Annotated in this window: 20 protein-coding genes; 17 read left to right on the top strand and 3 right to left on the bottom strand. The window is 51.5% G+C overall.

What is annotated here, in order from left to right:
* Positions 1 to 141 precede the first annotated feature (141 nt).
* The gene (locus tag EDM60_RS24840) at positions 142 to 1,788 is read right to left on the bottom strand and encodes an MDR family MFS transporter (RefSeq protein WP_122966330.1); all 1,647 of its coding nucleotides are present in this window, start codon (positions 1,786 to 1,788) and stop codon (positions 142 to 144) included.
* Positions 1,785 to 2,234, bottom strand: coding sequence for a MarR family winged helix-turn-helix transcriptional regulator (locus EDM60_RS24835; RefSeq protein WP_122966329.1), 450 nt, complete (start codon positions 2,232 to 2,234; stop codon positions 1,785 to 1,787). Before EDM60_RS24835 ends, EDM60_RS24840 begins: the two co-directional genes overlap by 4 nt.
* 271 nt (positions 2,235 to 2,505) lie before the next feature.
* Here EDM60_RS24835 and EDM60_RS24830 point away from each other — a divergent pair, with 271 nt between their 5' ends.
* From EDM60_RS24830 to EDM60_RS24810, 5 genes are all read left to right on the top strand, one after another.
* Positions 2,506 to 4,272: an amidohydrolase gene (locus EDM60_RS24830; protein ID WP_122966372.1), complete on the top strand. Its 1,767-nt coding sequence runs from the start codon at positions 2,506 to 2,508 to the stop codon at positions 4,270 to 4,272.
* 175 nt (positions 4,273 to 4,447) lie between these two features.
* Positions 4,448 to 5,125, top strand: coding sequence for an MBL fold metallo-hydrolase (locus EDM60_RS24825; RefSeq protein WP_122966371.1), 678 nt, complete (start codon positions 4,448 to 4,450; stop codon positions 5,123 to 5,125).
* A gap of 257 nt (positions 5,126 to 5,382) precedes the next feature.
* Complete coding sequence (locus EDM60_RS24820; protein WP_371736948.1) at positions 5,383 to 6,381, top strand: ABC transporter substrate-binding protein; 999 nt, start codon at positions 5,383 to 5,385, stop codon at positions 6,379 to 6,381.
* 279 nt (positions 6,382 to 6,660) lie between these two features.
* The gene (locus tag EDM60_RS24815) at positions 6,661 to 7,428 is read left to right on the top strand and encodes an ABC transporter ATP-binding protein (protein ID WP_122966328.1); all 768 of its coding nucleotides are present in this window, start codon (positions 6,661 to 6,663) and stop codon (positions 7,426 to 7,428) included.
* A gap of 12 nt (positions 7,429 to 7,440) precedes the next feature.
* Positions 7,441 to 9,333 carry an ABC transporter permease gene (locus EDM60_RS24810; RefSeq protein WP_122966327.1) on the top strand — a complete coding sequence of 631 codons (1,893 nt, stop codon included), beginning with the start codon at positions 7,441 to 7,443 and terminating at the stop codon, positions 9,331 to 9,333.
* A 211-nt stretch (positions 9,334 to 9,544) separates the two neighbouring features.
* On the opposite strand, the gene EDM60_RS24805 is transcribed toward EDM60_RS24810, so the two are convergent.
* On the bottom strand, positions 9,545 to 10,012 hold the full coding sequence (locus EDM60_RS24805; RefSeq protein ID WP_122966326.1) for a hypothetical protein: 468 nt from the start codon (positions 10,010 to 10,012) through the stop codon (positions 9,545 to 9,547).
* 87 nt (positions 10,013 to 10,099) lie between these two features.
* Here EDM60_RS24805 and EDM60_RS24800 point away from each other — a divergent pair, with 87 nt between their 5' ends.
* The 12 genes from EDM60_RS24800 to EDM60_RS24745 all read left to right on the top strand — a co-directional run bounded on the left by EDM60_RS24800 (position 10,100) and on the right by EDM60_RS24745 (position 23,962).
* Entirely contained in the window at positions 10,100 to 10,492 is a 393-nt protein-coding gene (locus tag EDM60_RS24800) for a hypothetical protein (protein WP_122966325.1), read from the top strand.
* Positions 10,493 to 10,753: 261 nt separating this feature from the next.
* Positions 10,754 to 11,791 (top strand): ABC transporter substrate-binding protein, encoded by a 1,038-nt coding sequence (locus EDM60_RS24795; RefSeq protein ID WP_122966324.1) that lies wholly within the window; start codon positions 10,754 to 10,756, stop codon positions 11,789 to 11,791.
* Complete coding sequence (gene fhuB / locus EDM60_RS24790) at positions 11,788 to 13,878, top strand: Fe(3+)-hydroxamate ABC transporter permease FhuB (RefSeq protein WP_122966323.1); 2,091 nt, start codon at positions 11,788 to 11,790, stop codon at positions 13,876 to 13,878. The genes EDM60_RS24795 and fhuB overlap by 4 nt, the downstream gene beginning before the upstream one ends.
* 119 nt (positions 13,879 to 13,997) lie before the next feature.
* Positions 13,998 to 15,647, top strand: coding sequence for an AraC family transcriptional regulator (locus EDM60_RS24785; RefSeq protein WP_122966322.1), 1,650 nt, complete (start codon positions 13,998 to 14,000; stop codon positions 15,645 to 15,647).
* Positions 15,648 to 15,751: 104 nt separating this feature from the next.
* Entirely contained in the window at positions 15,752 to 16,786 is a 1,035-nt protein-coding gene (locus tag EDM60_RS24780; protein WP_122966321.1) for an ABC transporter substrate-binding protein, read from the top strand.
* 183 nt (positions 16,787 to 16,969) lie between these two features.
* A complete protein-coding gene (locus EDM60_RS24775) occupies positions 16,970 to 17,794 on the top strand; it encodes a hypothetical protein (protein WP_122966320.1) in 825 nt (274 codons plus the stop codon).
* Positions 17,795 to 17,836: 42 nt separating this feature from the next.
* Positions 17,837 to 18,571: a hypothetical protein gene (locus EDM60_RS24770; protein ID WP_122966319.1), complete on the top strand. Its 735-nt coding sequence runs from the start codon at positions 17,837 to 17,839 to the stop codon at positions 18,569 to 18,571.
* Positions 18,572 to 18,742: 171 nt separating this feature from the next.
* The gene (gene desA / locus EDM60_RS24765; RefSeq protein WP_122966318.1) at positions 18,743 to 19,798 is read left to right on the top strand and encodes a Delta(5) desaturase DesA; all 1,056 of its coding nucleotides are present in this window, start codon (positions 18,743 to 18,745) and stop codon (positions 19,796 to 19,798) included.
* A gap of 65 nt (positions 19,799 to 19,863) precedes the next feature.
* Positions 19,864 to 20,994: a sensor histidine kinase gene (locus tag EDM60_RS24760; RefSeq protein ID WP_122966317.1), complete on the top strand. Its 1,131-nt coding sequence runs from the start codon at positions 19,864 to 19,866 to the stop codon at positions 20,992 to 20,994.
* A gap of 2 nt (positions 20,995 to 20,996) precedes the next feature.
* Positions 20,997 to 21,596, top strand: coding sequence for a response regulator transcription factor (locus tag EDM60_RS24755; RefSeq protein ID WP_063230618.1), 600 nt, complete (start codon positions 20,997 to 20,999; stop codon positions 21,594 to 21,596).
* A 206-nt stretch (positions 21,597 to 21,802) separates the two neighbouring features.
* Positions 21,803 to 22,792, top strand: coding sequence for an ROK family protein (locus EDM60_RS24750; RefSeq protein WP_122966316.1), 990 nt, complete (start codon positions 21,803 to 21,805; stop codon positions 22,790 to 22,792).
* A 105-nt stretch (positions 22,793 to 22,897) separates the two neighbouring features.
* Positions 22,898 to 23,962 (top strand): Gfo/Idh/MocA family protein, encoded by a 1,065-nt coding sequence (locus EDM60_RS24745; RefSeq protein WP_122966315.1) that lies wholly within the window; start codon positions 22,898 to 22,900, stop codon positions 23,960 to 23,962.
* Positions 23,963 to 23,972: the final 10 nt, after the last annotated feature.

The raw sequence follows: 23,972 nt of genomic DNA, 5'->3' as shown, positions 1-23,972 counted from the left end.
GCAAGCGGTGCGACGAGGGGTTGGCTGCTTGTGGTTGAGGAGCGCGATGCAACGCAAAAAGACGCCAGCACGATACTGGCGTCTTTTTGGCGTCTCCGTTTCCGAAAAACGCGGCGAATGATCCATGTTTATGATCAATGATCAAGCTTTTCCAGGCTGAACGCCGTCCCACTCACTGCTGTTGTCAGCTGCGCGTTTTTCCGGTTGCTTCTGGCTTTGGCCGCGCAGCGGGATTTCTTTCAGGAACAGAGCGATCACGACAGCGAAGCCAGCCACGATTGCTCCTGTCAAAAAGGTCGTGGTAATGCCGTAGCTCATGGCATCGCGGATCATATCCAGCACGTGAACAAAGGCGGCTTGCGATTCCGGCGACAAGCTGTGCAGAGCTGCTTCGATCTTCGGCTGATCGAGCAGATTTTGCGGATTGCTAAACAGCGCCAGCTTCTCGGCCAAGGCCGGATCGTTCGGCATCGCGCCTGTTTGCCCCATTCCAGCGGAGAGCTGGGTCATTTTCGTGGTCATGCTGGCGCTCATGACGCTGCCCATGACTGCAATCCCGATCGTACCGCCGAGGTTGCGGAACAGTTGGGAAGTGGCGGTCGCGACCCCAAGCTCTTTCGGAGCGACGGCATTTTGCACCGTCAGGGAGAATACTGGCATGGCGATCCCCATGCCCAGTCCGAGAATGATCATGTACAGGACGAGCAAATAAATCGGGGTGCTTGGCACCATGAAGTACATCAGCACCATCCCGGCTGTCATGACGAGCAGTCCGCTGATCGCCATTTTTTTGTACTTGCCTGTCTTCGTCATCAATTGACCGGCGAGTGCCGAGGTCACGAGCATGGCAATCGACATCGGCATGGCGACGTAGCCGGCCATGGTTGGCGAGATGCCTTTTACCCCTTGGACGAAGAACGGCACGTAAATGATCGCACCCATCATCCCGGCGTTCAGGAAGAAGCCGACCAGGTTGGAAACGGTAAACACGCTGTTTTTAAACAAGCCAAGCGGCAGGACGGGCGTTTTTACTTTTGTCTCTGTCCACAGGAAGATGCCCAAAGAGACGACGGTGACAGCGAGCAGACTGATGATTTGCCAGGAGCCCCAGGCGTATTTGTTCGGGCCGTCTCCTGCCCAGGAAAAAGCAAGCAGCATCGGCACGATGGTCGTCGTCAAAAACAGGGAGCCGAAGTAGTCCACCGATTCACCCTGACGTTTTTCCACGCGCGGGAAGTGAAGCAGGATCAAAGTAAAAGCGATCACGCCAATCGGCAAGAAAATCCAGAACACCCAATGCCAGTCCAGATGATCGACGATATACCCGCCCAAGAGCGGGCCAGCCACACTGGAGACGCCGAACACAGCGCTCATGACCCCTGTCCATTTGGCTCTTTCCCGTGGTTCGTACAAATCGCCCATGGCGGTAAAAGCGGTCGACATAATAATCCCGGCACCAGCGCCTTGAATCGCCCGATAGGTGATCAATTGAAAAATCGTTCCCGAGAAGCCAGACAGCAAGGCCCCGATGCTAAACAGTCCAATCCCGGCCAATAAAAACGGCTTTCGTCCATAAATGTCCGACAGCTTTCCGACCAGTACGGAGGCGACTGTTGACGTCAGCAAGTAAATCGTGATCGCCCACGAGTAGTAATCCATCCCGCCCAGCTTGGCGATGATGCGCGGCATGGCGACACCGATAATCGTTTGGTTGATAGCTGAAAAAAACATGGCGGTAATGATCGCAATCATGATCGTAATTTTCTTCTTGTCCGTTAACTCACTCATGCTTGATTCTCCTCTCTTGCGCTTTCGATGTTATGCAAAACTTGGCGGTAGATACGGTTCAGATGCGCCAGATCTTCGTCTGACAATCCAGCAAACAAATCTGCCACTGTCCGCTTCAGCTCGATTTTGTACTGCTGCAAAACCTCGCTGCCTCGCTCGGTTATTTCCAGATAGACCACCCGACGGTCATGGCTGACACGACTTCGGCTGGCATAGCCACAGGCGATCAATTTATCGGAAAGACTGGTGACGGCTCCGGGAGTAATGCGCAGCTGCTCTGCCAGAGTGGAAGCTTTTTGCGGGCCGTTTTTGTCGAGCATGCGCAAAATCATGGCTTGGGAAGCGGATACGAGCGGGTCCAGGCGCTTGTGCCAATTGGCGGATACACTTCGCTGCACCTGGATGTAGAGCTGTTCGAAATCGGTAAGGGAAGACTGACTGGACATGTTTATCGCTCCTGCTTTCCATGGTTAATAGTATCGTTAGTTAATAATTAATCACATGAAACATTAATTAGTGTAAATGTTCCTTCGTGCGATGTCAAAGCAACCTTTTTCCAATTGGCGAGCGATTTCGATGAAAGTCGAGCAATTTCGGCAAAAATCGGGGAAAAATACGAGTTTTCACAAGGGATTTCATGGAATTTTCTGAGTTGCGATGCTACAATCAGGTTTGTCGTGTTTTTTACCAAAGATAAAGAGATAGGTGGGGATTGTGTTGTTTGCAAAAAAATGGACCAGCGCATTGCTGGCAACGGCATTGATGTTGCCACTGCCTGCTTTTGCTGCCCAAGGGACAAGCCAGGGAGCCGGACAAGCGGGTGCTCCTGTGCAAAAAGCGGCGGTACAGCCAGCGGATGTCGTCCTGTCGGGCGGTGCCGTATATACGGTAGACAGAAACAGAAACTGGGCAGAGGCTGTCGCCATTCGTGGAAACGAGATCGTCTATGTCGGCACGAACGAAGGCGCCAAGGCGTACATCGGAAAAACGACGAAAGTGACCGATTTGAAAGGGCAAATGGTGCTGCCAGGCTTCATCGATAGCCATACCCATGCGAGCAAGACAACAGGACTGATCTATTCCATCGACCTGTTTGACGCAGGCACGATGGAGGAATACACCCAAGTGATTTCCGAGTTTGCCAAAGCGCATCCGAAAGAAGTCGCTTTCCAGGGCCGTGGCTGGAGCAATCCGGTAGCACCTGGCATCGGGCCGCGCAAAGAAGTGCTGGATGCGATCGTCCCTGCGATTCCGATTGCCTTGACTTCCGATGACGGACACTCGTTGTGGGTCAATACGGCTGCGCTGAAGCTTGCTGGCATTACAAAAGAAACGAAAAATCCGGAAGGCGGCATCATCGAGCGCGACCCGAAAACGGGCGAGCCATCCGGGACACTGCGCGAAAAAGCAATGGATTTGGTCCTGTCCAAAATCGGCGGCTACACCGTGCAGCAGTACAAAGCAGGGATCGAGGAATATCAGCACAAAGCGGTTGAACGCGGAGTTACAACGGTTCGCGACCCGGACATGCTGCGCTATCCAAACGTGCTGGAAGCATACGAGGAACTGTCCCGCGAAAACAAGCTGACCATCCGTTTCCGCAATGCGATCACGGCTAACCCGGACAAAGGGCCGGAGCAGATTGCCGAGTTTGTCAAAATCCGTGAACGCAATCAAAACTCGTTGTTCCAGGTGAACGCGGTCAAAATCTTTATGGACGGCGTTGTCGAAGGTGCTACGGCCTATCTGGAAAAGCCGTATGAGCATAAACATACAAACGGCGAACTGATCTGGAAGCCGGACGTCTACAACAAAACGGCAGCGGCTGTCGACAAGGCAGGCTTCCAATTGCATGTGCACTCGATTGGTGATGCTTCCACACGGGTCGCGCTCGATGGCATGGAATATGCCGAAAAACAAAACGGCAAGCACGATGCTCGCCACTCTCTCGTTCATTTGCAGCTCGTCAACAGCGATGATATCGCCCGCTTTAAAAAGCTCGGTGCTGTCGGCATCGTTCAACCGTTCTGGTTCATGCAAGAGGAAGGCTACTACGATGAGATCGAAGTGCCATACCTCGGTCATGAGCGCGCAGAGCAAGAATACCCGATGAAAAGCTTCCTGAATCAAGGCGTGCATATCGCTTCTTCTTCCGACTATATCGTGACGCCGGAGTTCAACCCGCTTCACGGCATCCAGCAAGGCATCACCCGGATCGAAGACGGCGTGACAGACCCGGCGAAAATCGCCAACCCGAATGAACGCGCCACTTTGCCTGACATGATCGCCAGCTTTACGATTGACGGGGCTTACGCCAACCACGTAGACGACATTACAGGCTCGCTCGAAGTGGGCAAAAAAGCCGACCTCATCGTTCTGGACAAAAACTTGTTCGAAATTCCGGCCACTGAAATCAAGAATGCGAAGGTCATTTTGACGTTAGTAGAAGGAAAAGAAGTGTACAGCCAAAAGGCAGGGAAATAATAAGGAAAAGAAATGGCCGTCCATGAAGCGACGGTCATTTTTCTTTTAGTCAGTTGACGCCCGATGCAAGTAGCATGTCCGTCCCGACTCTCGCGGCCAAAAGGATTCTTGCTGGCGGTCAGGGAACATAAAAGAGGAGATTTTTCCATTTGACTAGATGCGGGAGGTGTTTGATGTGGCTGCACGCGAAGGAATACAAACAATCAAACTGGAGATGGATGCAGGAGGAAGCCCATTCGTCGTCCACACGGCTGTGTTGTGGGATGAGCAAGAAGTGGTGCTCATAGATACAGGGCTTGCAGGTCAGCTGCCGCTCATTCGGGACACGCTCGCCAAGGCAGATATCCCTCTGGAAAAGCTGACGAAGATCATCATTACCCACCAGGATCGCGACCATATCGGCAGTCTGTCCGAGCTTGTCTCATACGGCGAGGGAAGAATCCAGGTGCTTGCCCATGAAGTGGCGATTCCTTATCTGGCAGGGGAAACTGCTCTGTTGAAAAGCGGTGCTTTTGCTACTCCGGTAAAAGTGGATCAAGCTCTTCATGATGGAGATATTCTTCCGTATGCAGGCGGGATTCAAGTGATTTACACACCTGGCCACTCCCCGGACCACATTTCTTTGTACCACATCCCGAGCAAAACGCTGATTTCAGGCGATGCTTTGACAGCAGAGGATGGCGTCCTCCTGTCATTCAATCCGGATTTTACCCCGGACCGGGCAGCCGCGGTGCAATCAATCGCGAAGCTTGCCAAGCTGGATATCGGGAGCGTAATTGCCTATCATGGCGGCGTCTGTACGAAAGATATAAAAGGAAGGCTTGCCGAGCTGGCCGAAACGACTTCGGCATGAATGGAACTGGCAGGCCCCGTCCCTGCTTGTGACGGCTGGTTTTTGAAGGAGTTGTTTGTCGGTTCTGATTCTGATTCTATTGGAAAGCTGCTGAGCAAAGCTTAACAAACAACGCATGGGGCGAACCTGTGCGTTGTTGTTTTGTGTTGGGCGTACGCAACGATTGACAGTCAAAGTTACACTTGCTATGATTTTTGGTGATAATGAGAATCAATACCAGAATATCGAGCTTATTCTTACATAATGGAGGTTTCATCGTGAGAAAAAACAACATGGTCATTGCCGTCCTCTCCATGGTTTTCATGCTCTCGCTGCTGCTGACAGCATGCGGAGGAACTGGCAGCTCGAACAACAGCGGGGCTGCCAATCAACCCGCAGGAGAGCAAGCTGCGGACAAAGCGGCAGAGAAAAAAACGCGCAGCTTTGGTACATCCAAAGGAGCTATCCAGATTCCTGAAAAGCCGCAACGAATCGTAACGGACTACTATGCAGGCGAACTGCTGGCAGTAGGCGGAAACGTCATCGGAGCGGAAACGATGGCGTTCAAGAACCCGTTCATCATCGAGCAGTTGAAAAGTGCCCAGGATGTAGGCGAGCGGGTCAACCCGGAAAAAGCTTTGGAACTGCAACCTGACCTGATCGTCGTCATGTATGACGACAACTACGAAGCCCTGTCCAAAATCGCGCCGACCGTTTTTCTCCCTTACGGCACGACGACGAACATTTACGACACAGTGAAGCTGTTTGGCGACCTCGTGGGTGAAAAGGAAAAGGCAGAGGCGTTCATTGCCGACTTTGACAAAAAGGCTGCCGAAGGCCGTGAGAAGATCAAGGGCATCGTGGATGAGAACGCCACTGTCGGTCTGTACGAGCTGACCAACAAAGGCGACTTGTGGGTATTTGGCGACAACGCCGGACGTGGCGGACAAGCGGTCTATAACGCATTGAAGCTGAAAATGCCGCACCCGGACACCACTAAAAACCAGACTCTCCAGTTGTCCATGGAGACACTGCCAGAGTACGCGGCTGATTACATGTTCCTGACTTTCTACGACCCGGAGAAAAATAGCGAGGCGCTGAAAAACTTGCAAAACTCGGCTGTCTGGAAAGCCGTTCCGGCAGCGAAAAACAACCGGATTTTCTACAACGATTTCGATACTTTCTATCGCTACGACCCAATCGCGATCAAGGCGCAAATCGACCTGTTCGTCGACATGATCGTGAAAAGGGAGCAGGAGAACAAAAGCAAGAAATAAGAGCCAAAAAAGCCATTCCACTACGGATGGCTTTTTGTGCTTTCAAGCGTCCAGTGCAGCCGCTCGACAGGCACTCCAAAAGCGGTGGCGTTTTTCCCGCGCCATCTCCCGCGGCATTTTTGTCTGTGCAATCTTTCAGTTGCCTCCCCCCACCTTACAAAAACGAAAGCAAACTGTAAGGTAGTTCAATAGCTCTCAAACTGGAAACTGGTTACAGTTAATAGGGAAGAGCAACACGGAAGACCGCTTGGCGCGGAAAAACGAATGGAGGAACAACGCGTGAGTACAGCTGTATTGGAAGTCAAAGACGTTGAAAAAGTATACGGATCAAAAGGCGAGAGTCAATCGCATGCGCTAAAAGGAGTATCGCTGACGATAGAAAAGGGAGAATTTGTAGGAATCATGGGGCCGTCCGGATCGGGAAAAACGACGCTCTTGAACGTGATCTCCACGCTTGATCGGCCATCGTCAGGTTTTATCCAGATCGCCGGAACCAACATTACACAAATGAAACAAAACCAGCTTGCCGATTTTCGCTCGCAGAAGCTCGGGTTCATTTTTCAGGATTTTAACCTGCTGGAAAATTTGAGTGTATACGAAAATATTGCGTTGCCGCTATCGCTGCAAGGAGTGGCATCCAAAGAAATCCGCGCAAAAGTAGACAAAGTGGCTCAAACGTTGGGCATCAGCGAAATTTTGCAAAAGTACCCAGTACAAATCTCTGGAGGCCAAAAACAGCGTGCTGCCGCTGCTCGCGCGCTCGTGCATGAGCCTGCGATTTTGCTTGCCGACGAGCCGACAGGTGCCCTTGACTCCAAAAACGCCAAAAGCCTGCTGGAGACGATGACCGATCTGAATGAAAAACACCAAGTCTCGATCATGATGGTCACACACGATGCTTTCAGTGCCAGCTACTGCAAACGCATCCTCTTCATCCAGGATGGCAGCTTGTACACCGAGATTCATCGCACAGGGGACCGTCAGCAATTTTTCAAACAAATTTTGGATGTACTGGCCGAGCTGGGTGCATCTCATGATGTGCGCTAGGAGGGAACATCCATGTTGTTGAAGTTATCGTTATCCAGTATGCGGAAAATGATGAAAGACTACCTGGTGCTCCTGGTAGGTCTGGTCGTTTCCATCTCGATTTTTTACATGTTTCAGACGCTAGCCATGAACTCCGATTATGTGAAAGCGAACTCGATGATCCGCTCTATCGGCATCGTTTTCAATGTAGGGGCCTTTCTGTTGGCGTTCATTACGATCTTCTACATCTTTTACGCGAACTCGTTTTTGCTTGCGCTAAGGCGTAAAGAACTCGGGATGTACATGGTGCTCGGGGCGAAAAAAGCCAAGATCAGCCAGATGTTGTTTGGGGAAACATTGCTGATGGGCATAGTCTCCCTGCTGATCGGTAGCCTCGTCGGCATCGCGCTGTCCAGCGGAATCGGGCAATTGCTGATGAGCTTGCTCGATATTTCCACAGAAGGGTACTTTCCATTTTACGTACCGTCTTTGCTGATGACATGGGGCTTTTTCCTCGTGCTGTTTCTGCTCACCTCGACGATCAACGCCATTCGGCTGGCGCGGGCGACCGAGCTGGACTTGATTCGCGCCGATCAGCAAAACGACCAGGTCAAGGCAAAAGGCATCGGGACGATTGTAGTTGCGATCCTCGGCATTTTGCTGGTCACTTTCGGCTACTATTTGCTGACGCATCTCAGAGATTATGTCGCTCCAGGCTTCATTGTCGGGGCGGTCGTGACGACGATTGGAACTTATCTCGTCTTCATCTCGTTGCTTCCGGTATTCGTGCAAATTTTGAAAAACAACAAAAAGCTGAACGATCGTCAGCTGAATGCTTTCACGTTTGCCCAACTGCGTTTTCGCGTGAACAATTTGACGAAAATTTTGGGTACGGTCGCCATGCTGATCGCACTCGGGGTCGGAGCGATGGCGGGCGGTATGGCTTTCCAGCAAAACGTAGAGCTGGTTGCCAGCATCGGACGCGGCTACGACGTTACACTGCAAGACCCGGGCCATGAAGATTTTCAGGCGCTTGCTACCATGCAAGTCCTGGAGCAAAACGAGTACCGCTACAAAAAAGACGGAAAAACCATCTATTACCTCAAGGATGATTTGCTGGCGCACCCTCCGCTGATTTCTGCCAACACGATGGAGAGCTACTCGCCGGAAAATAGCTTGAAACGGGCAAGTCAGCCTTTGACGGAAAAAGCATATATCATGTACCGCGATGAGGACGACAAGCAACAGCCTAAAGAGCTTCCAGAAGAGTGGAGCCAGGCAATCTCGCGAGAATTTATGAGCAGCTACAAAATGGAAAGGTCGCACGCTGTGCAAGTTGTAGACCCTTCGATTTATAACCAAGTCAAGGGCAGCGAGCACAAAGTTGTTTTGGTGAAGCTGGACGAATTTGTCAAGTACAAAGAACAACTGAAGGCCATGGATGCCCGGCAAAAGGAACTGCTCAAGCCTGAGTATATGGACAAGGATGCAGACAACGACGAGGAATTTTCGCTTGAGACTAAATACAGCGTCTATGAGCAAGCGTATGCATTCACAAGCGGAACGCTGTTCATGGGCTTCTTCCTCGGCGTAGCCTTCTTGGCGATGATGGCAAGCTGCCTGATGTTCAAGATTTTGTCCGGGGCGACTCGTGACAAAGACCGCTACAGCATGCTGCGGAAGATCGGCGTTCGCAAGGAAATGCTCGTCGGCTCCATTTACAAAGAGCTGTTCATCGTGTTCATCTTCCCGGCTGTCATCGGTTTGTTGCATGTGCTGATCGGGATGGAGATGTTTTCGATCATTTTGCTTGAGCCGTATAAAAACATCTGGATTCCGACATCTATCTTCGTTGTGATCTACGCGTTGTACTATTTGATTACGGTTCGCCTTTACCGGGGAATTGTGTTGCCGAAAGAAGCGTAAAATCCGGAAAAATCCTCCCTCCTTGCTTGGAGACAGTAACAATGGACGTTACTTTTATTGCCTAGATACTTTCGTGATACACCAAAGAAGGTACTGCTCCCCATCTCATTTTGGGTGTCAGTACCTTCTTTGGTTAAATGACTTTTTTAGTGGTCTCAAGTTTAACGAAGCGCTTTATCATAGTCTACCTCTCCCTGACAAGGTAGGATTATTAAAACGCGTATGTAAACAACGTACCTGAGACATTTCCCACAACCCTCAATCGATAAGTATGACCTTGCCCAGCGTCATAATAGGTTTTAGTTGAAGTACCTGATTTGAACGTATTTGTTTCAACTTCGGCCCAACCATCTGCCCACGCCTGTTCTTCTTCAAGAACAATGTCATAGCTAGAGCCTAGACCTCTGGTTTTTGCGGTAGATGCGATCTTAAGTCCATACTTACCTGTGGGAATACTGAAACTTTTTTTAATTTGATAGTGCGTGGTCACATCGAAATCAGCACTAAATAATAGTTTTTCCTCCATCAGTGGGGTAATCGTTGACTCATGGACTTTAGCATTTCCTGACTCGGGTGTTTTGATAACATCCCCAGGCTTGGCTAAAGCCATAGGAGTTGCAAGTGTAAGTATAGCTAAAGATGTTAAAAGTAAAGTTTTTAGTTTAGGACTAAACTGCATAATATCAAAAACATCGTAATTTTATGAACTCATGCTACAATCTATTTACAACACATTTAAGGGTAAAAATGGAAGGTGGTTTTTGTGTTGAAACAAAAAATTCTTAAATATGTAACACTCATTGTTGCAATCATTTTCGCAGCATTTATTTATTTTCAATACTTTGGATGGCATGCTACAGCAGAAGGAACACTTGATAAGTACCTGGAAATGGTTCGAACAGGACAAGCAGAAAGTGCGTATGATTTAATTGATCAAAGCAATCCTGGACAATATCCTGACAGGGAGAAGTTTATCGATTCAGTAAAAAGCGGGGGCTTAATTGACTATCACATAAAGGAAGTAAATTATAAAAATAAGGATCTAGCAGAAATTCAATTCGTTATGAACTATAAAAATGTTGAGCAAAAGAAAACCATGAAAGTCAAAAAAATTAATGGCGAATGGAAGGTACTTATTAGAAAAGTTGTCGAAGAATAAAAGGTCTTACAAAGTAATCAGGATCAACTTACCTTCATGCAGGCATTAAAAAAGTGTCTTCAATTCTAAGAAAAAGGGCATTTGTCTCTTGACTGAGCAGGTGTCTTTTTTTCATGTAGTAAATGACTCAGGCTATTGATTTATTTGCATATTCTAATATTGACAAGGAAAATGATAATCATTATCATGCATAGTGGAAGACATGACCATCACCAGTAATCATCTTTAGAATGCTTGCAAAGAAAAAGGGGGAGTCATTACATGCGTTTCATGAAATTGCCGATCCTGCTCGTCTTTTTGTCGGCTATGCTTTTGCTGGCAGCGTGCGGGAACGGAGGAGCCGCTAACCAAAATACGCAATCCGGTTCCGGACAGGCACAGCCAAACGCGGCAACGCCGCAGCCGGAAGCAGACAAATCTGCCGAGCAAGTACGTACGGTAAAGCACTTGATGGGAGAAACAACAATCAAAGGTGTTCCTAAACGCGTTGTCGCACTGGAATGGAGCAGCGCTGAGCACGTGCTGGCTCTCGGCGTACAACCTGTAGGGATTGCAGATATTCCGAATATGAAAAAATGGGTGAAACTCCCTGTGGAAATTGCCCCAGAGGTAGTAGATGTCGGCAGCCGCGTCGCACCAAACCTGGAATCGATCATGCTGGCGAAGCCTGACCTGATCATCGGGATGAAACGAAATGTGGAAGCCAACTACGACGAATTGAGCAAAATCGCTCCGACGATCGCGTTTGATTCCAATCCGGCTGAAGGCCAGGGCGATCAGTATACCCGCATGATCGACACTTTCAAAGAAATCGCGGATATTTTGGGCAAAAACGCCGAAGCAGAAAAAGTATTGCAAGACCTCGACAAGACGTATGCCGAAGCAAAAGAGCGCATCGTCAAAGCAGGCATGGACAAAACGCCAATCGTACTGGCGATGGGCTACAGCAACCAGAATGCCGTAGAATTTCGTCTGTCCACAGACAACTCCACAGCGATTCAAATCTTGAACCGCGTCGGTCTGACTAACGCTTACAAGGCTAAGAAATTCGAAATGAACGGAATGACCACGACGGATGTCGAGGCTCTGCCTGCGCTCCAGGATGCGAACTTCCTGCACATCATTCAAGATGATGATAACGTCATCGAGAACCAGCTGAAAAACAATCCGGTCTGGAACGGTCTCAAATTTGTAAAAGAAAACCGCATTTACGCATTGGGCGGAGACATGTGGCCATACGGCGGTCCGTTGTCCGCACAGATCATGGCGAAAAAAGCTGCTGATTTGCTGGCGAAATGAGTCTCGCCAAGCGTGAAAGCTATGCCCAAAGCGGCGTCCATCAAGCCCCTTCTTCTTCAAGAGGAGGCTTGAGGCCGTTATGGATGCTGCTTGGCGGCCTCGTTCTGTTGGTGCTGCTCACGTTTGTCAGCCTGACGCAAGGCTTGGCGGATATTTCGGTGCGCACCGTCATTGAGGCGATCACTGCTCCCAAGGATATTGCGGACCATCAGATGATTCAGGGCGTACGACTGCCCAGAACGGTGATGGGGCTTTTGTCAGGCGCAGCTTTGGCGGTCGCCGGAGCGATGATGCAAACCGTGACGCGAAACCCGCTTGCTTCGGAAACGACTTTGGGCGTCAATGCGGGTGCCTACATGTTTGTCGTTTGCGGACTGGTTTTCTGGCCCGCGATTTTGCACCAGTATCCGTTGCCTTTTGCCATGGCAGGGGGAATACTGGCTGCCGCCGCTGTGTACTACATGGCGGGCGGGCGAAAAGGAACACCGATACGCGTGGCGTTATCCGGGATGATCGTGACTCTCGTGTTTTCATCGTTGACCAGCGCCATCATTTTATTTAATGAAGAAACGACACAAGGCATCTTCATCTGGGGATCAGGCTCTTTGAAGCAAAACGACTGGTCAGGGGTACAGTTCAGCTGGCCGCTGATTATGCTTGGAATTATGTTAAGCTGTCTGATGGCAAGACAACTCGACGTCCTCAGCTTCAACGAAGAAACGGCTCAATCGCTTGGGCAAAAAGTAGGCAAAACGCGTCTTTTTGCCATGCTCATCGCGATCTTGATTACGTGTGTCAGCGTCAGCGTGGTCGGGCCGATCGGCTTTATCGGTCTGGTAGCTCCGCATTTGGTGCGGCTTAGCGGACTGACACGGCACATTTGGCTGTTGCCGATCAGCGCGATTTGGGGGGCCGCGCTTCTCGTTGCTTCCGATACGATCTCGCGTACTTTTATCAACGCCTATGGGGAATTGCCAGCTGGCGCTGTGACGGCAGCGATTGGCGGGCCGTGGCTGATTTGGCTGGCTATGCGAGTATCTCGCAAGCTGAGCGGTAGCACTGGCTCCGGGGCGCAGACATCCATGAGCGTAGGTGGCTGGCAGCGCTCTGTTCCATATCCGCTAATTGTAATTTTGCTCTGTGTGCTGCTTGCTATCGTCTGGATGTCCGGTTTGGCGATCGGCAATCTGTATTTGCCGTGGTCCGAGATTATCGCCGTGTTCATGGGGCAAGGCAACGAGATGTACAGCCAGCTGTTGTTTGAGTTGAGAATGCCGCGGTTATTGACAGCGATGCTTGCGGGCGTAGCCTTGGCGATCAGCGGCAGTCTCATGCAGAGCGCTGTGCGCAACCCGCTGGCAGACCCGCAAATCGTCGGGGTGACGAGCGGTGCGGGCGTAGGGGCGATTTTGCTGCTACTTGTGTTCCCGCAGTTTTCTTCCTGGATGCCGCTTGGAGCCATGCTCGGCGGGATCGCCGCCGCTGCGATTGTGTACGCGGTATCGTGGCGCAGAGGGTTAAACCCGGTTATTCTTACATTGGTAGGTATCGCGGTAGCCGCTGCTGGCGCGGCCTTCATTAATATTTTGATTGTCAAAGCGCAGCTTTTGGCGGCTCCGGCGCTCGCCTGGATGGCAGGCAGTACATACGGCCGCGGCTGGACAGAAATCAGTCGGCTGCTCCCCGCAATCGTCATCCTGACGCCGCTCGCGTGGTGGCTGGGACGACGTGTCGATTTGCTCGCTTTTAACGACGAGAGTTCAGTCGGCTTGGGGCTGAAAGTGCGCCAGACGAGGCTGGCCGTAGCAACGATTGCGGTATTGCTCGCTTCTGCGGCAGTCGCCAGCGTGGGGGCCGTCGGCTTTATCGGCCTGCTCGCCCCTCATGCGGCGCGGCTTTTGGTTGGTGCCCACCATCGCAAAGCCGTCGTCGTTTCCGCATTATTGGGTGCGGTATTGCTGGCTGCATCTGATCTGTTGGGGAGAGTCGTGATGATCCCCAAAGACATCCCTTCCGGCATCGTCGTTGCGCTGCTGGGAGCGCCGTATTTGTTCATCTTGATGTTTCGTGCAGCAAAAATACGCTAATAGAAACCCAACATGATCCAACGGGAAAAAGTAGTACAGGCAAAAGATTTTCAATCATGCTTGTCTACTTTTTTCTTGTATAGGACCGATGTTGGGACGAAAGCAGGGATGTGAGTCTGATGAGGAATGGCCGGAATTGTCATGCATATGTATGGACAGCTTTTCGCAAGCATCGGTTGAAAAAAGGGTTTCGTCTGGAGCAGCTGCGAGTGAGTGATTACGTCCTGTGCTACGTGGCGGAGGGAAGCGGGGAAATTACCGTCAACGCGAAAAAGCATGTGCTGGAAGCAGGCAAGCTCATCATGCTGACTCCTGCGATGCACGTAGACGAGCTGGTTTTCCACGCAGGGCCGGTTCACATATACCGATTGCAGTACGCACGGACGGGAGCGCTGGGAGCTGTCACGAGCACTGGCAGGGATGAGGAAGTGGCGCTGCACACAGAGCAGCCGCATCCAGCCGAACAGTGGACAGGAGCGGAAGTATTCCCTGTCTCTTCGGCGGTGTCGTTCGCGGCGAAGCTGGAGGAGCTGTTCCGGCTGGGACAGGAAGCGGAAGAAGATTGCGTCTCGTATTTGCGTGCGCAGGCGCTGTTCTGCGATTTGCTTGCAACCGCCTGCGAGGAGCAAAAAGCTCGCCAGCAGGGAGGCGACACCTCTGTTGCCGCGACGATTGACTATATGAAAAAGCATTTTCGCGAAGCACTGGATCTTGGCGCTTTGCCAAAGCTGGCTGGTCTTACGCCAAGCTCGTACTGCCGCGCGTTCAAGCGGGCGGTGGGAATGACGCCCGGAGAGTATTTGACGCAGCTGAGAATGGACGAGGCGAAAGCGATGCTCTGCGAATCTTCCTCCGCCAATCGGGTCAAGGATGTAGCGCGCAGCGTCGGCTTCTCGGATGAGCTGTATTTCAGCCGCCTGTTCAAAAAGCGCGAAGGCTTGTCGCCGCAAATCTACATGAAGCAGGCAGGACAGCGAGTGGCTGTGGCAAGCAAGCTGTTTTTGCAGGATCATTTTCTGGCGATTGGCATCCAGCCGATTGCGGCTCCTTCTTTTCCGAATTATTTTTCGACGAGAACCGGATTCCCGATTTATTTGCAGCAGCGTCTGCGCGGCACGAAGGCGCTCAATGCCGAGCAGAGCATTACGCCGCAAGATATTTTGTCCTTGTCGCCGGATGTAATCGTGCAGATTGACACGGGCGCGGAGAAGGAGCAGCGGCAGTGGGCGAAGCTGGGCGAGGCAGTCATTTTCAACGGCTATTTGAAATGGTACGAGTACCAGCTTCAGCTTGCGACCGTCTTCAACAAGGAGAGCCAGGCCGAACGGGTGATCCACCATGTAGACAAAGTGGAAAAACAGGCAAAAGACGCGCTGCTCCCGGTTACGCGAAAAGGTCATTGGACGATCGTGAGAGTGCTGGAAGACGAGGTGCGGCTGTACGGAACGGAAGGCCATGCGTTGACTGACCTGTTTTACTACAAGCTCGGTTTCCAGCCCGATCCTCGCGTGACGCACGCTTCGTACAAACCCGATGCCCTGCTGACGCTGCTTGAGCTGGACCCGGAGAGAATCATCCTGTTCTGGAGCGAAAAAGAGCATGTGGAGCGTCTCTGGCACAATCCGTTGTGGAGAAGCTTGCGCGCCGTGCGCGAGAAACAGGTCTACTATCCGGAAACAAGAGATTGGGACCCGTGGGGACCGCTCGGCAGGGAGTACATGATCCACAATTGCATGTCGTATTTTTTGAAGGCAATCCCGTCCATATAAAACGGACAATGGCGTGCATGGAAAAGCGCGAGCAGTCTCTATATACTATCAATTGATAATTGTTATCAATCAAGTGAACGATAGAAGTGGGGGCATATCTCGTTATGAAAAGACAGACTAGCGCACGTTCCATGCGCCATATTATGACCAGCTTGTTCGCGTTTTGCATGTTGGTTGTTCTGGCAGGTTGCGGAGGCGGAGCCAACCAGGCGCAACAAACGCAAACCCAGCCAGCGGCGACGACAGAAACAAGCACAGCGCCAGCTCAAACCGCTCCGGCAGCAGATGCCAACGCTGAGCGCGAAGTCAAGCACGCCATGGGTACTACCAAAATCAAAGGGACACCGCAACGCGTTGTCATCCTGACCAACGAAGGTACAGAAGCTTTGCTGGCGCTGGGAGTGAAACCAGTTGCTGCTGTGCAATCGTGGGATGGCGAGCCTTGGTACGATCACATCAAGGATGAGATGGCAGGAGTAGAGGCTTTGGGCTTTGAAAATGAACCGAACCTCGAAGCCATCGTCGGACTGAACCCTGATCTGATCATCGGTAACAAAGTTCGTCACGAGAAAGTGTACGATCAACTGTCCAAAATTGCGCCAACCGTGTTCTCCGAAGAGCTGTCCGGCAGATGGAAAACCAACTTCAAGCTGTACGCAGAAGCGTTGAACAAGCAAGCAGAAGGCGAGAAAGTGCTCAAAGAGTTCGACGATCGCGTAGCAGCTGCGAAAGAGAAGCTCGGTTCCAAGATCGGAACGAAAGTATCTGTAGTGAAATACTCGAAAAAAGGCGTGCAAATTTATCAAAAAGATACGTTCAGCGGCGTTTTGCTCGACCAGTTGGGTGTAGCGCGTCCAGACTCGCAAAATGTAGACAACTTCGCGGAATTTGTTTCCGAAGAAGGCATGTCTGTAATGGACGGGGATGTCCTGTTCTACTGGGTATCGGAAGCGAAAGGCGACACAGCGATCACCGAAATGTCGAAAAAATGGATGGACAGCCCGGTATTCAAATCGTTGAACGTGGCGAAAAACAATCAAGTATTCCAAGTAAGCGAAACGATCTGGAACACAGCAGGCGGCGTCAAAGCAGCCAACTTGTTGCTCGACGACATCATGAAGCGCCTCGACGTAAAATAATAGCGGCTTAAAGCCAAAACAAAAACACAAGACCTCATCCGTCAGCTGGATGGGGTCTTGTTGTTATTTGGGAATGGCAGTCCCAGACGATAAATTTTGGAAAATGAGGCTTATAGTCTGATAGTCAGGAACAAATTATGCGCTAAAATATGGAAGGGAAAAACAAATCGGAGGAAACCTTCTATGGATAAAAAAGCGAAGCAAATTTTGCTGAAGACATTCTGGAGCAGCCAAGGCTGGAAAGACCGTCCTTATGTATACGAGGGGGAAGATTTTGTTTATGCAAAAAGCAAAGGGATGATGTTCGATCCGCTCACGATTCATCACGATGAGGCGGTGCGGCAAATCGTGGAATTGCACGAACAAGTGACGAAGGAGAAGGTGGCGAAAGCCTTTTTGCACAGCTTGTCCACCCGAAAAATTCACTTGCGCAGCGCACTCGCAAGCTGGGTATTGACCCGTCAGTTTGTGCAGCATTCGTTTGAAAGCAATGCAGGCCGCTACACCGCTCCAGCAAACGGGGTTGCCTACGCCATGTACGGAGATTGCTATGTATGCGACAGCTATCATATCGCAGGTCTGGAATCGTACACGGAGGAAGATATGAACGTGCTGAATTTTGAAAGACACAAGTGGGGCGGCGTTCGTTTGAATTACCTTCCGTATGTGTTGCAAGATTTGCAGCTCATGAGCAAGGAGCCGGAGCTGGAGCTGGAAGTCACAGTGGCAGACGTGGCGATCTGGCGCCAGGTGCTTGCCGCGATTGAAAGCTGCGAGCCTACAGATGCTGCACGTCAACTGGAGAAGCGGCTTGCCGGGCTTTTTCCGTCCAGCAAAAATGAGCGGGACGCATTCATGGAAATTCTCGCGTCGGCAGGCATTTTGGCGACGACCAAAGACAGGCCGGGCCGCGGCGGAAAAAACGACTTTTTCGCGGTAGTCAACTGGCGGGGCGAGGATGGCTATTCCAGGCAGGCAGTACAAGACCTTTTCGGTACGTGGATGTAGATAGAGACAAAAATGCCAAAGAGAGAAGTGGAGGAGAGAAACATGGAGAAAAATCAGCAGGAACAAAAAGTGATCATGTATCCGAAAGCGAGCGAGGTTTTTGTGGATGAGCGGCTCGCTTGCTATTTCCGGCCGTTGCTCACGTTTTCTCATCTGCACGAGGGAAGTGTCTACCAGCTTCATCTGCTCGGCACAGATGGCCTTTACTGCGAGAAAGAGTACAAACACGCCGAGAACAACTTTTTCGGCTTCCGTTACGTGGCGGGCAAGTACGAATTTCTCGGCAACCTGGACGTCTTCGGCGGAGGAAATGTGGAGGAAGTCCACGCCTATTTGCAGGCTGATTTTGCCCAAAACAAGCAGGAATATTTGAAGGATAAAGTAACGCTCAAGGCGTATAAGGAACGAATCATGGACGGGCTGGCCGAGCTGGCTGATTTTGACGTGGACTATTATGTCGAAGGCTTCTACAGCTATGAGTTTACGAAGTACCATTACGAGCTGACTGGCGAGTTTCGGCACATCACGGAGCTGACGGAGGACTGGGGGCACGACGATTCCGACGTCCTGATCGATCAGGAGACAGCCCGGGAGATGAGCGGAGAGTTTTTCATGAACTTGCAGTGGAATGTCACCCACGATTACGGGATCGAGGAGAGCATGGTATGCGGCGCGACAGAGCGCTTCCGCTTCATGTCGGTCATCGGCGGCGGAACGGTGTTTGCTTTGCTCAAGCCGGAAGAGCAGACGGTTTACTTGTTGGAGTATTTTTCGTGAGTGTTCACATATCCTAAAATTTCCAGTTGATTTGTTCAACCATGACATTTGTCATACCCTCGACTTGACGTTTATGACTACAGCGAACCGAGCGCATTTTCTACAATAAAGATAGAAAATTGCGTCTGGTCATCCAGTCATACGCGCTTCATATCGAGGAGGAACCAATTGATGCATCAATCGAACATCGCCCAGTTGAAAAAGAATGTGGCTCCCTTTGAAAAAACGGATACGAAATCGAGTATTCGCCAAATGATCAACACGATTGTTCCCTTGCTTTTTCTTTGGTACGGTGCCTATCTCAGCCTGTCCGTCTCGTACTGGCTGACGTTGCCGCTGGTCATCATCACAGCTGGTTTTGTCATTCGCACCTTCATCATTTTTCACGATTGCTGCCATCAGTCTTTTTTCAAAAGCCGGCGGGCCAATGACATTCTCGGCACGATTACGGGCGTGATTACTTGCGTGCCGTACGAACAGTGGAAGCAAAGCCATTCGATTCACCACGCCACGAGCAGCAACCTCGACAAGCGCGGTGTCGGCGACATCTGGATTTTGACCGTGGACGAATACCTCGCGGCTCCGCTCTGGCGCAAAATCGCTTACCGCATCTACCGCAATCCGCTCGTCATGTTCGGGATCGGCCCGTTCTTTGTCTTCGCGCTGCAATATCGCTTCAATCGCAAAGGGGCACGCCGCAAAGAGCGGCTGAACACGTACTTGACCAACGTGCTCTTGGTCGGCTTGTATGCGCTTCTCGCTTGGGCGATCGGTTGGCAAGCGTTTTTGCTCATACAGGTTCCTGTCTTTTTTATCTCGGGGTTGCTCGGAATCTGGCTGTTCTATGTGCAGCACCAGTTCGAGGATTCGTATTTTGAAAACGAAGAAGAGTGGAGCTACGTCAAAGCTGCTGTGGAAGGCAGCTCGTACTACAAACTGCCGCGCGTCTTGCAGTGGATCACGGGGAACATCGGCTTTCACCATGTGCATCACTTGAGTCCAAAGGTGCCAAACTACAATTTGGAAAAGGCACATAACGGGACGCCGCCGCTGCAAATGGCGACGACGATTACATTGTCTTCCAGCCTGAAATCGTTGAGCTTCCGCCTGTGGGACGAAGAGAGAAAGCAGTTTGTGAGCTTCAAGGAAATCAAGCAGATTCAAGCTTCGACCGGGGCGATTATGGACGCGTTGCACAGCCAAAAAACGAGTCTGGAAGGAAAATAAGCCTGCCCGAAACTCCTTCATTCCGATACACTGATAAGTAGTGGCGAAGAAAAAGGTGGGCATACATGCAAAAGTGGTATCACATTCTGCAAAAAAACACGGGCCTTAGCCCTTATGTGTGGGTTGTCTTCTACATCCTGCCGTTTTACTTCATTTTCCGCTCGTCGTCTACGTACGAGGTCGCAAGCGGAATCGTGATGATTCTTTTGTTTTTCGTCTGCTACGTCCTGTCGTTTCTCTCCAAAGGGTGGCTGATCTACTTTTGGACCAGTTTGCAGATCGTGATCTCGATCGCGATGACCGTCATGTTCGGCTACGTCTACTTCGCGCTGTTCCTGGCCTTTTTCATCGGGAACATCCAGAACAAGATCGGGTTCATCACGCTGTATACGATCCATCTGATCAGCACCTTTGCGACGATCAACATGGGCTTCCTTTCGAAAAATGCGCAGCTTTTCAACCAGCTTCCGTTTGTGCTCGTCAGCCTGATCGCTGTCATTTTGCTGCCAGTGACCACGTACAACTGGAACAAGCGGGAGAAGCTGCAAGGTGAGCTGAATCACGCCAACAAGCGGATTTCCGAACTGGTCAAGCTGGAGGAACGCCAGCGGATTGCCCGCGACTTGCACGATACGCTGGGACAAAAGCTGTCTTTGATCGGGCTGAAAAGCGATCTCGCCAGCAAGCTGATCTACAAAAATCCGGCTCGGGCACAGACTGAGCTGGAGGAAATCAGGCAGACGGCGCGAATTGCGTTGAAAGAAGTGCGGGAAATGGTTACGCAAATGCGCGGGACGCGGCTGACCGAGGAAATGTTTCGGATCAGGCAAATTCTCAAGGCGGCTGAAATCGAGTTTGCGCTGGAAGGCGACCCGGATTTGAACAATACGTCCTTGATGACGGAAACGGTGCTCAGCATGTGTTTGAAGGAAGCTGTGACAAATGTTATCAAGCACAGCAACGCCAGCCGGTGTTCCATCACCATCGAGCCGTCTCGTACGGATCTGATTGTGCGCGTGGCGGACAACGGCAGCGGGATGGTGGAGCAAGCGGCTTGCCGCGGAAATGGACTGCGCGGGATGCGTGAGCGGCTGGAATTTGTGAACGGCAGCATGGACATTTTATCATCGGAGGCCGGGACACAAGTCGTACTGCGGGTGCCCAACAGCTTCAAACAACCGGAAAAGGAGGCGTGAGCATGATTCGCATCGTCATTGCAGAGGATCAGCGCATGCTGCTTGGTGCTCTGGCTTCTCTGCTCGATCTGGAAGAGGATATGCAGGTCGTCGGCAGGGCGAGCAACGGTGAGGATGCCGTCAAGCTCGTCCACCTGCATAAGCCGGATATTTGCATCATGGATATCGAAATGCCTGTGAAAAGCGGTTTGGACGCTGCTGAGGAGCTGAAGGGCAGCGGCTGCAAAGTGATGATTTTGACGACCTTTGCCCGTCCGGGATACTTCGAGCGCGCCTTGAAGGCCGGAGCGAACGGCTATTTGCTCAAGGACAGCCCCAGCGAAGAGCTGGCAAGCTCGATCCGCAGCGTCATGGCGGGCAGACGAATTTATGCCCCGGAATTGGTCGATGAAGCGTATGGGCAGGAAAACCCGCTGACAGAGCGGGAAAAGGAAGTGCTTTTGCTGATTGCGGACGGCAAAAACACGAAGGAAATCGCCAGCCAGCTGTTCATTACGACGGGAACGGTGCGCAACTACATTTCCGTGATTCTCGACAAGCTCGGCGTGAGCAACCGGATTGAAGCGATCATGCACTTCAAGGAAAAAGGCTGGTTCAAGTAAACAGCAACGAAGGAAGCCCTTTCTGCGGTCTGGCAGGAAGGGTTTTTTTGCGCACAAAAAATATTTTAAAAAGTGCGAATCCTTTATTTTCTTTTTCGCTTGTGATACAACTAGAGGTGAGTAACTTTATAAAGCCAATGGAGAAAATAATAAAGTGCCAGCAATCATCTTGCAACAGACGCAGCAACAAAAAGGAGTGGACTCGCGTGGAACAGGACGAGTATGCGGTTGGGCTTGATTTGGGCGGGACGAAAATATTGGCGGGCTTGGTGCACAAGAGCGGGCAAATGATCAACAGCACAGTGCTGCCCACTTCCTCGCAAGACGGCGAGCGGGCCGTGATCGACAGAGTGTTGGCGGCGATTGAAGGCGTGCTTGGGACAGCGAATGCCGATCGGCAAAAGGTGCGCGGAGTCGGCGTAGCTTCCGCGGGAGTCATCGACAGCAAGGCTGCGGAGGTCATTTTCGCCGGCAATCTCGGTTGGGAGCACGTTCCGATCGGCAAGCTGATCGAAGACAAATTCGCTCTTCCGGCGCAGCTCATCAATGACGCCAACGCCGCGGCAGTAGCGGAGTGGATGTGGGGAGCGGGCCGGGGCGCGCAAAACATGATTTACGTCACAGTCAGCACAGGCGTTGGTGCAGGGATCATCAGTGACGGCCAACTGGTGCAGGGGAAAGACGGCAGCGCCGGGGAGTTCGGACACATCTCGATCGATTGGAACGGTCCGTTGTGCAGCTGCGGCAATCGGGGCTGTCTCGAACTGTATGCCTCCGGTACGGCGCTCGAACATCTGGTCAAACACCAACTGGAGCAGGAGCAACGCGAGTGGACAGGCGGTTCACTTGCGGCGGGCGCTTTTCCGACGGCAAAAGAAATCGGGGAAGCGGCGCTGGCGGGAGATCGCTACAGCGTGGAGATTATCGAGCGTGCCGGGTATTGTCTGGGGATCGGCACGACCAGTCTGATTCATTTGTTCAATCCGGAAGTGGTTGTTTTTGGCGGCGGCGTGATGAACGCTTCGGATATTTTGCTCCGGGAGGTCAAGCGCAGCGTCAGGGAGCGGAGCATCCAGTCCATGGCGCGGCAGGTGCGAATCGAGCGGCAGCAAGTCGGGATTCAGGCTGGAGCAATCGGGGCAGCAGGTCTGTTGTTTGCAGCGAAGCAGTCCGCGGGAAAACTTCCTGCTTACTAGCAGAATATGTATTGCCAAAATTAAGATTATTTCGTATCATTCAATTAATAACTCCACTGAAAAAATAAATTAGCAATTTGCTAACGCAAGGAGGCATACATCCGCATGGAAAAAGTAAAGGTTGCGGTGATCGGGGCAGGCTCCATTTCGGACATGCATTTGCAATCGTATCAGCAAAATGAATGCGTGCAGCTTCACGCTGTTGTCGACTTCAACGAAGCGCGCGCCAAGGAAAAAGCGGAAAAGTACCAGGCAGCGACTTACTACAGCAACATCGAGGCAGCGCTCGCCGATCCGCAAATCGACGCAGTAAGCATCTGCACCTGGAACAACACACACGCAGACCTCGCCATCTCTGCGCTGGACGCTGGCAAGCACGTACTGCTGGAAAAGCCGCTTAGCACCTCGGTAGAATCTGCTTTGCGAATTGAAGAAGCGGTCAAACGAAGCGGCAAGCTGCTCCAGGTGGGCTTCGTCAGAAGATACGATACGAACGCTCAACTGCTCAAACAGTTCATCGATGCAGGAGATTTGGGCGAGATTTATTACGCCAAAGCGTCTTGCCTGCGCCGATTGGGCAATCCCGGCGGCTGGTTCGCGGACAAGGAAAGATCGGGCGGCGGGCCGCTGATTGACCTCGGTGTCCACGTAATTGATCTGTGCTGGTACATGATGGGCTGTCCCAAAGTTGCGACGGTGAGCGGCAATACATACAACAAGCTCGGCAACCGGGCCAACGTCAAGCATTTGTCTTTTTACAAGGCGGCCGACTACGATCCCGGCAAAAACACGGTGGAAGACATGGCGAACGCCTTGATCCGCTTTGAAAACGGCGCGTCCCTGTTCGTCGATGTGAGCTACACGCTGCACGCCAAAAAAGAAGAGCTGTCCGTCAAGCTGTACGGCGACAAGGGCGGAGCAGAGGTAGAGCCGGAGCTGTCCATCATTGCGGAAAAACACAACACCATCCTCAATGTCACTCCGCAAATGGATAAGCTGTCTTTTGACTTCAAGCAAGGCTTTCAAAATGAAATCGATCATTTTATCGCATACATTTTGGGCGAAAAAGAGACGCTCAGCCCAGTCGCAGACGGCGTAGAGATGATGAAAATTCTCTGCGGCATTTACGAGTCGGCACAGACCGGCCGCGAAGTCGTTTTCACGCCGTAAATCGTGAAAC

The sequence above is a fragment of the Brevibacillus parabrevis genome (assembly GCF_003710905.1).
Taxonomy (GTDB): Bacteria; Bacillota; Bacilli; order Brevibacillales; family Brevibacillaceae; genus Brevibacillus; species Brevibacillus parabrevis.
The sequence above is the reverse complement of the archived record's forward strand: the minus strand, read 5'-3'. Positions and strand labels throughout refer to the sequence as shown.

Bases quoted from the DNA above. Each gene is read 5' to 3' on its own strand.
- EDM60_RS24840 (WP_122966330.1), bottom strand. From the start codon at position 1,788: ATGAGTGAGTTAACGGACAAGAAGAAAATTACGATCATGATTGCGATC.
- EDM60_RS24835 (WP_122966329.1), bottom strand. From the start codon at position 2,234: ATGTCCAGTCAGTCTTCCCTTACCGATTTCGAACAGCTCTACATCCAG.
- EDM60_RS24810 (WP_122966327.1), top strand. From the start codon at position 7,441: ATGTTGTTGAAGTTATCGTTATCCAGTATGCGGAAAATGATGAAAGAC.
- EDM60_RS24805 (WP_122966326.1), bottom strand. From the start codon at position 10,012: ATGCAGTTTAGTCCTAAACTAAAAACTTTACTTTTAACATCTTTAGCT.
- EDM60_RS24795 (WP_122966324.1), top strand. From the start codon at position 10,754: ATGCGTTTCATGAAATTGCCGATCCTGCTCGTCTTTTTGTCGGCTATG.
- fhuB (WP_122966323.1), top strand. From the start codon at position 11,788: ATGAGTCTCGCCAAGCGTGAAAGCTATGCCCAAAGCGGCGTCCATCAA.
- EDM60_RS24785 (WP_122966322.1), top strand. From the start codon at position 13,998: ATGAGGAATGGCCGGAATTGTCATGCATATGTATGGACAGCTTTTCGC.
- EDM60_RS24780 (WP_122966321.1), top strand. From the start codon at position 15,752: ATGAAAAGACAGACTAGCGCACGTTCCATGCGCCATATTATGACCAGC.
- EDM60_RS24775 (WP_122966320.1), top strand. From the start codon at position 16,970: ATGGATAAAAAAGCGAAGCAAATTTTGCTGAAGACATTCTGGAGCAGC.
- EDM60_RS24770 (WP_122966319.1), top strand. From the start codon at position 17,837: ATGGAGAAAAATCAGCAGGAACAAAAAGTGATCATGTATCCGAAAGCG.
- desA (WP_122966318.1), top strand. From the start codon at position 18,743: ATGCATCAATCGAACATCGCCCAGTTGAAAAAGAATGTGGCTCCCTTT.
- EDM60_RS24760 (WP_122966317.1), top strand. From the start codon at position 19,864: ATGCAAAAGTGGTATCACATTCTGCAAAAAAACACGGGCCTTAGCCCT.
- EDM60_RS24755 (WP_063230618.1), top strand. From the start codon at position 20,997: ATGATTCGCATCGTCATTGCAGAGGATCAGCGCATGCTGCTTGGTGCT.
- EDM60_RS24745 (WP_122966315.1), top strand. From the start codon at position 22,898: ATGGAAAAAGTAAAGGTTGCGGTGATCGGGGCAGGCTCCATTTCGGAC.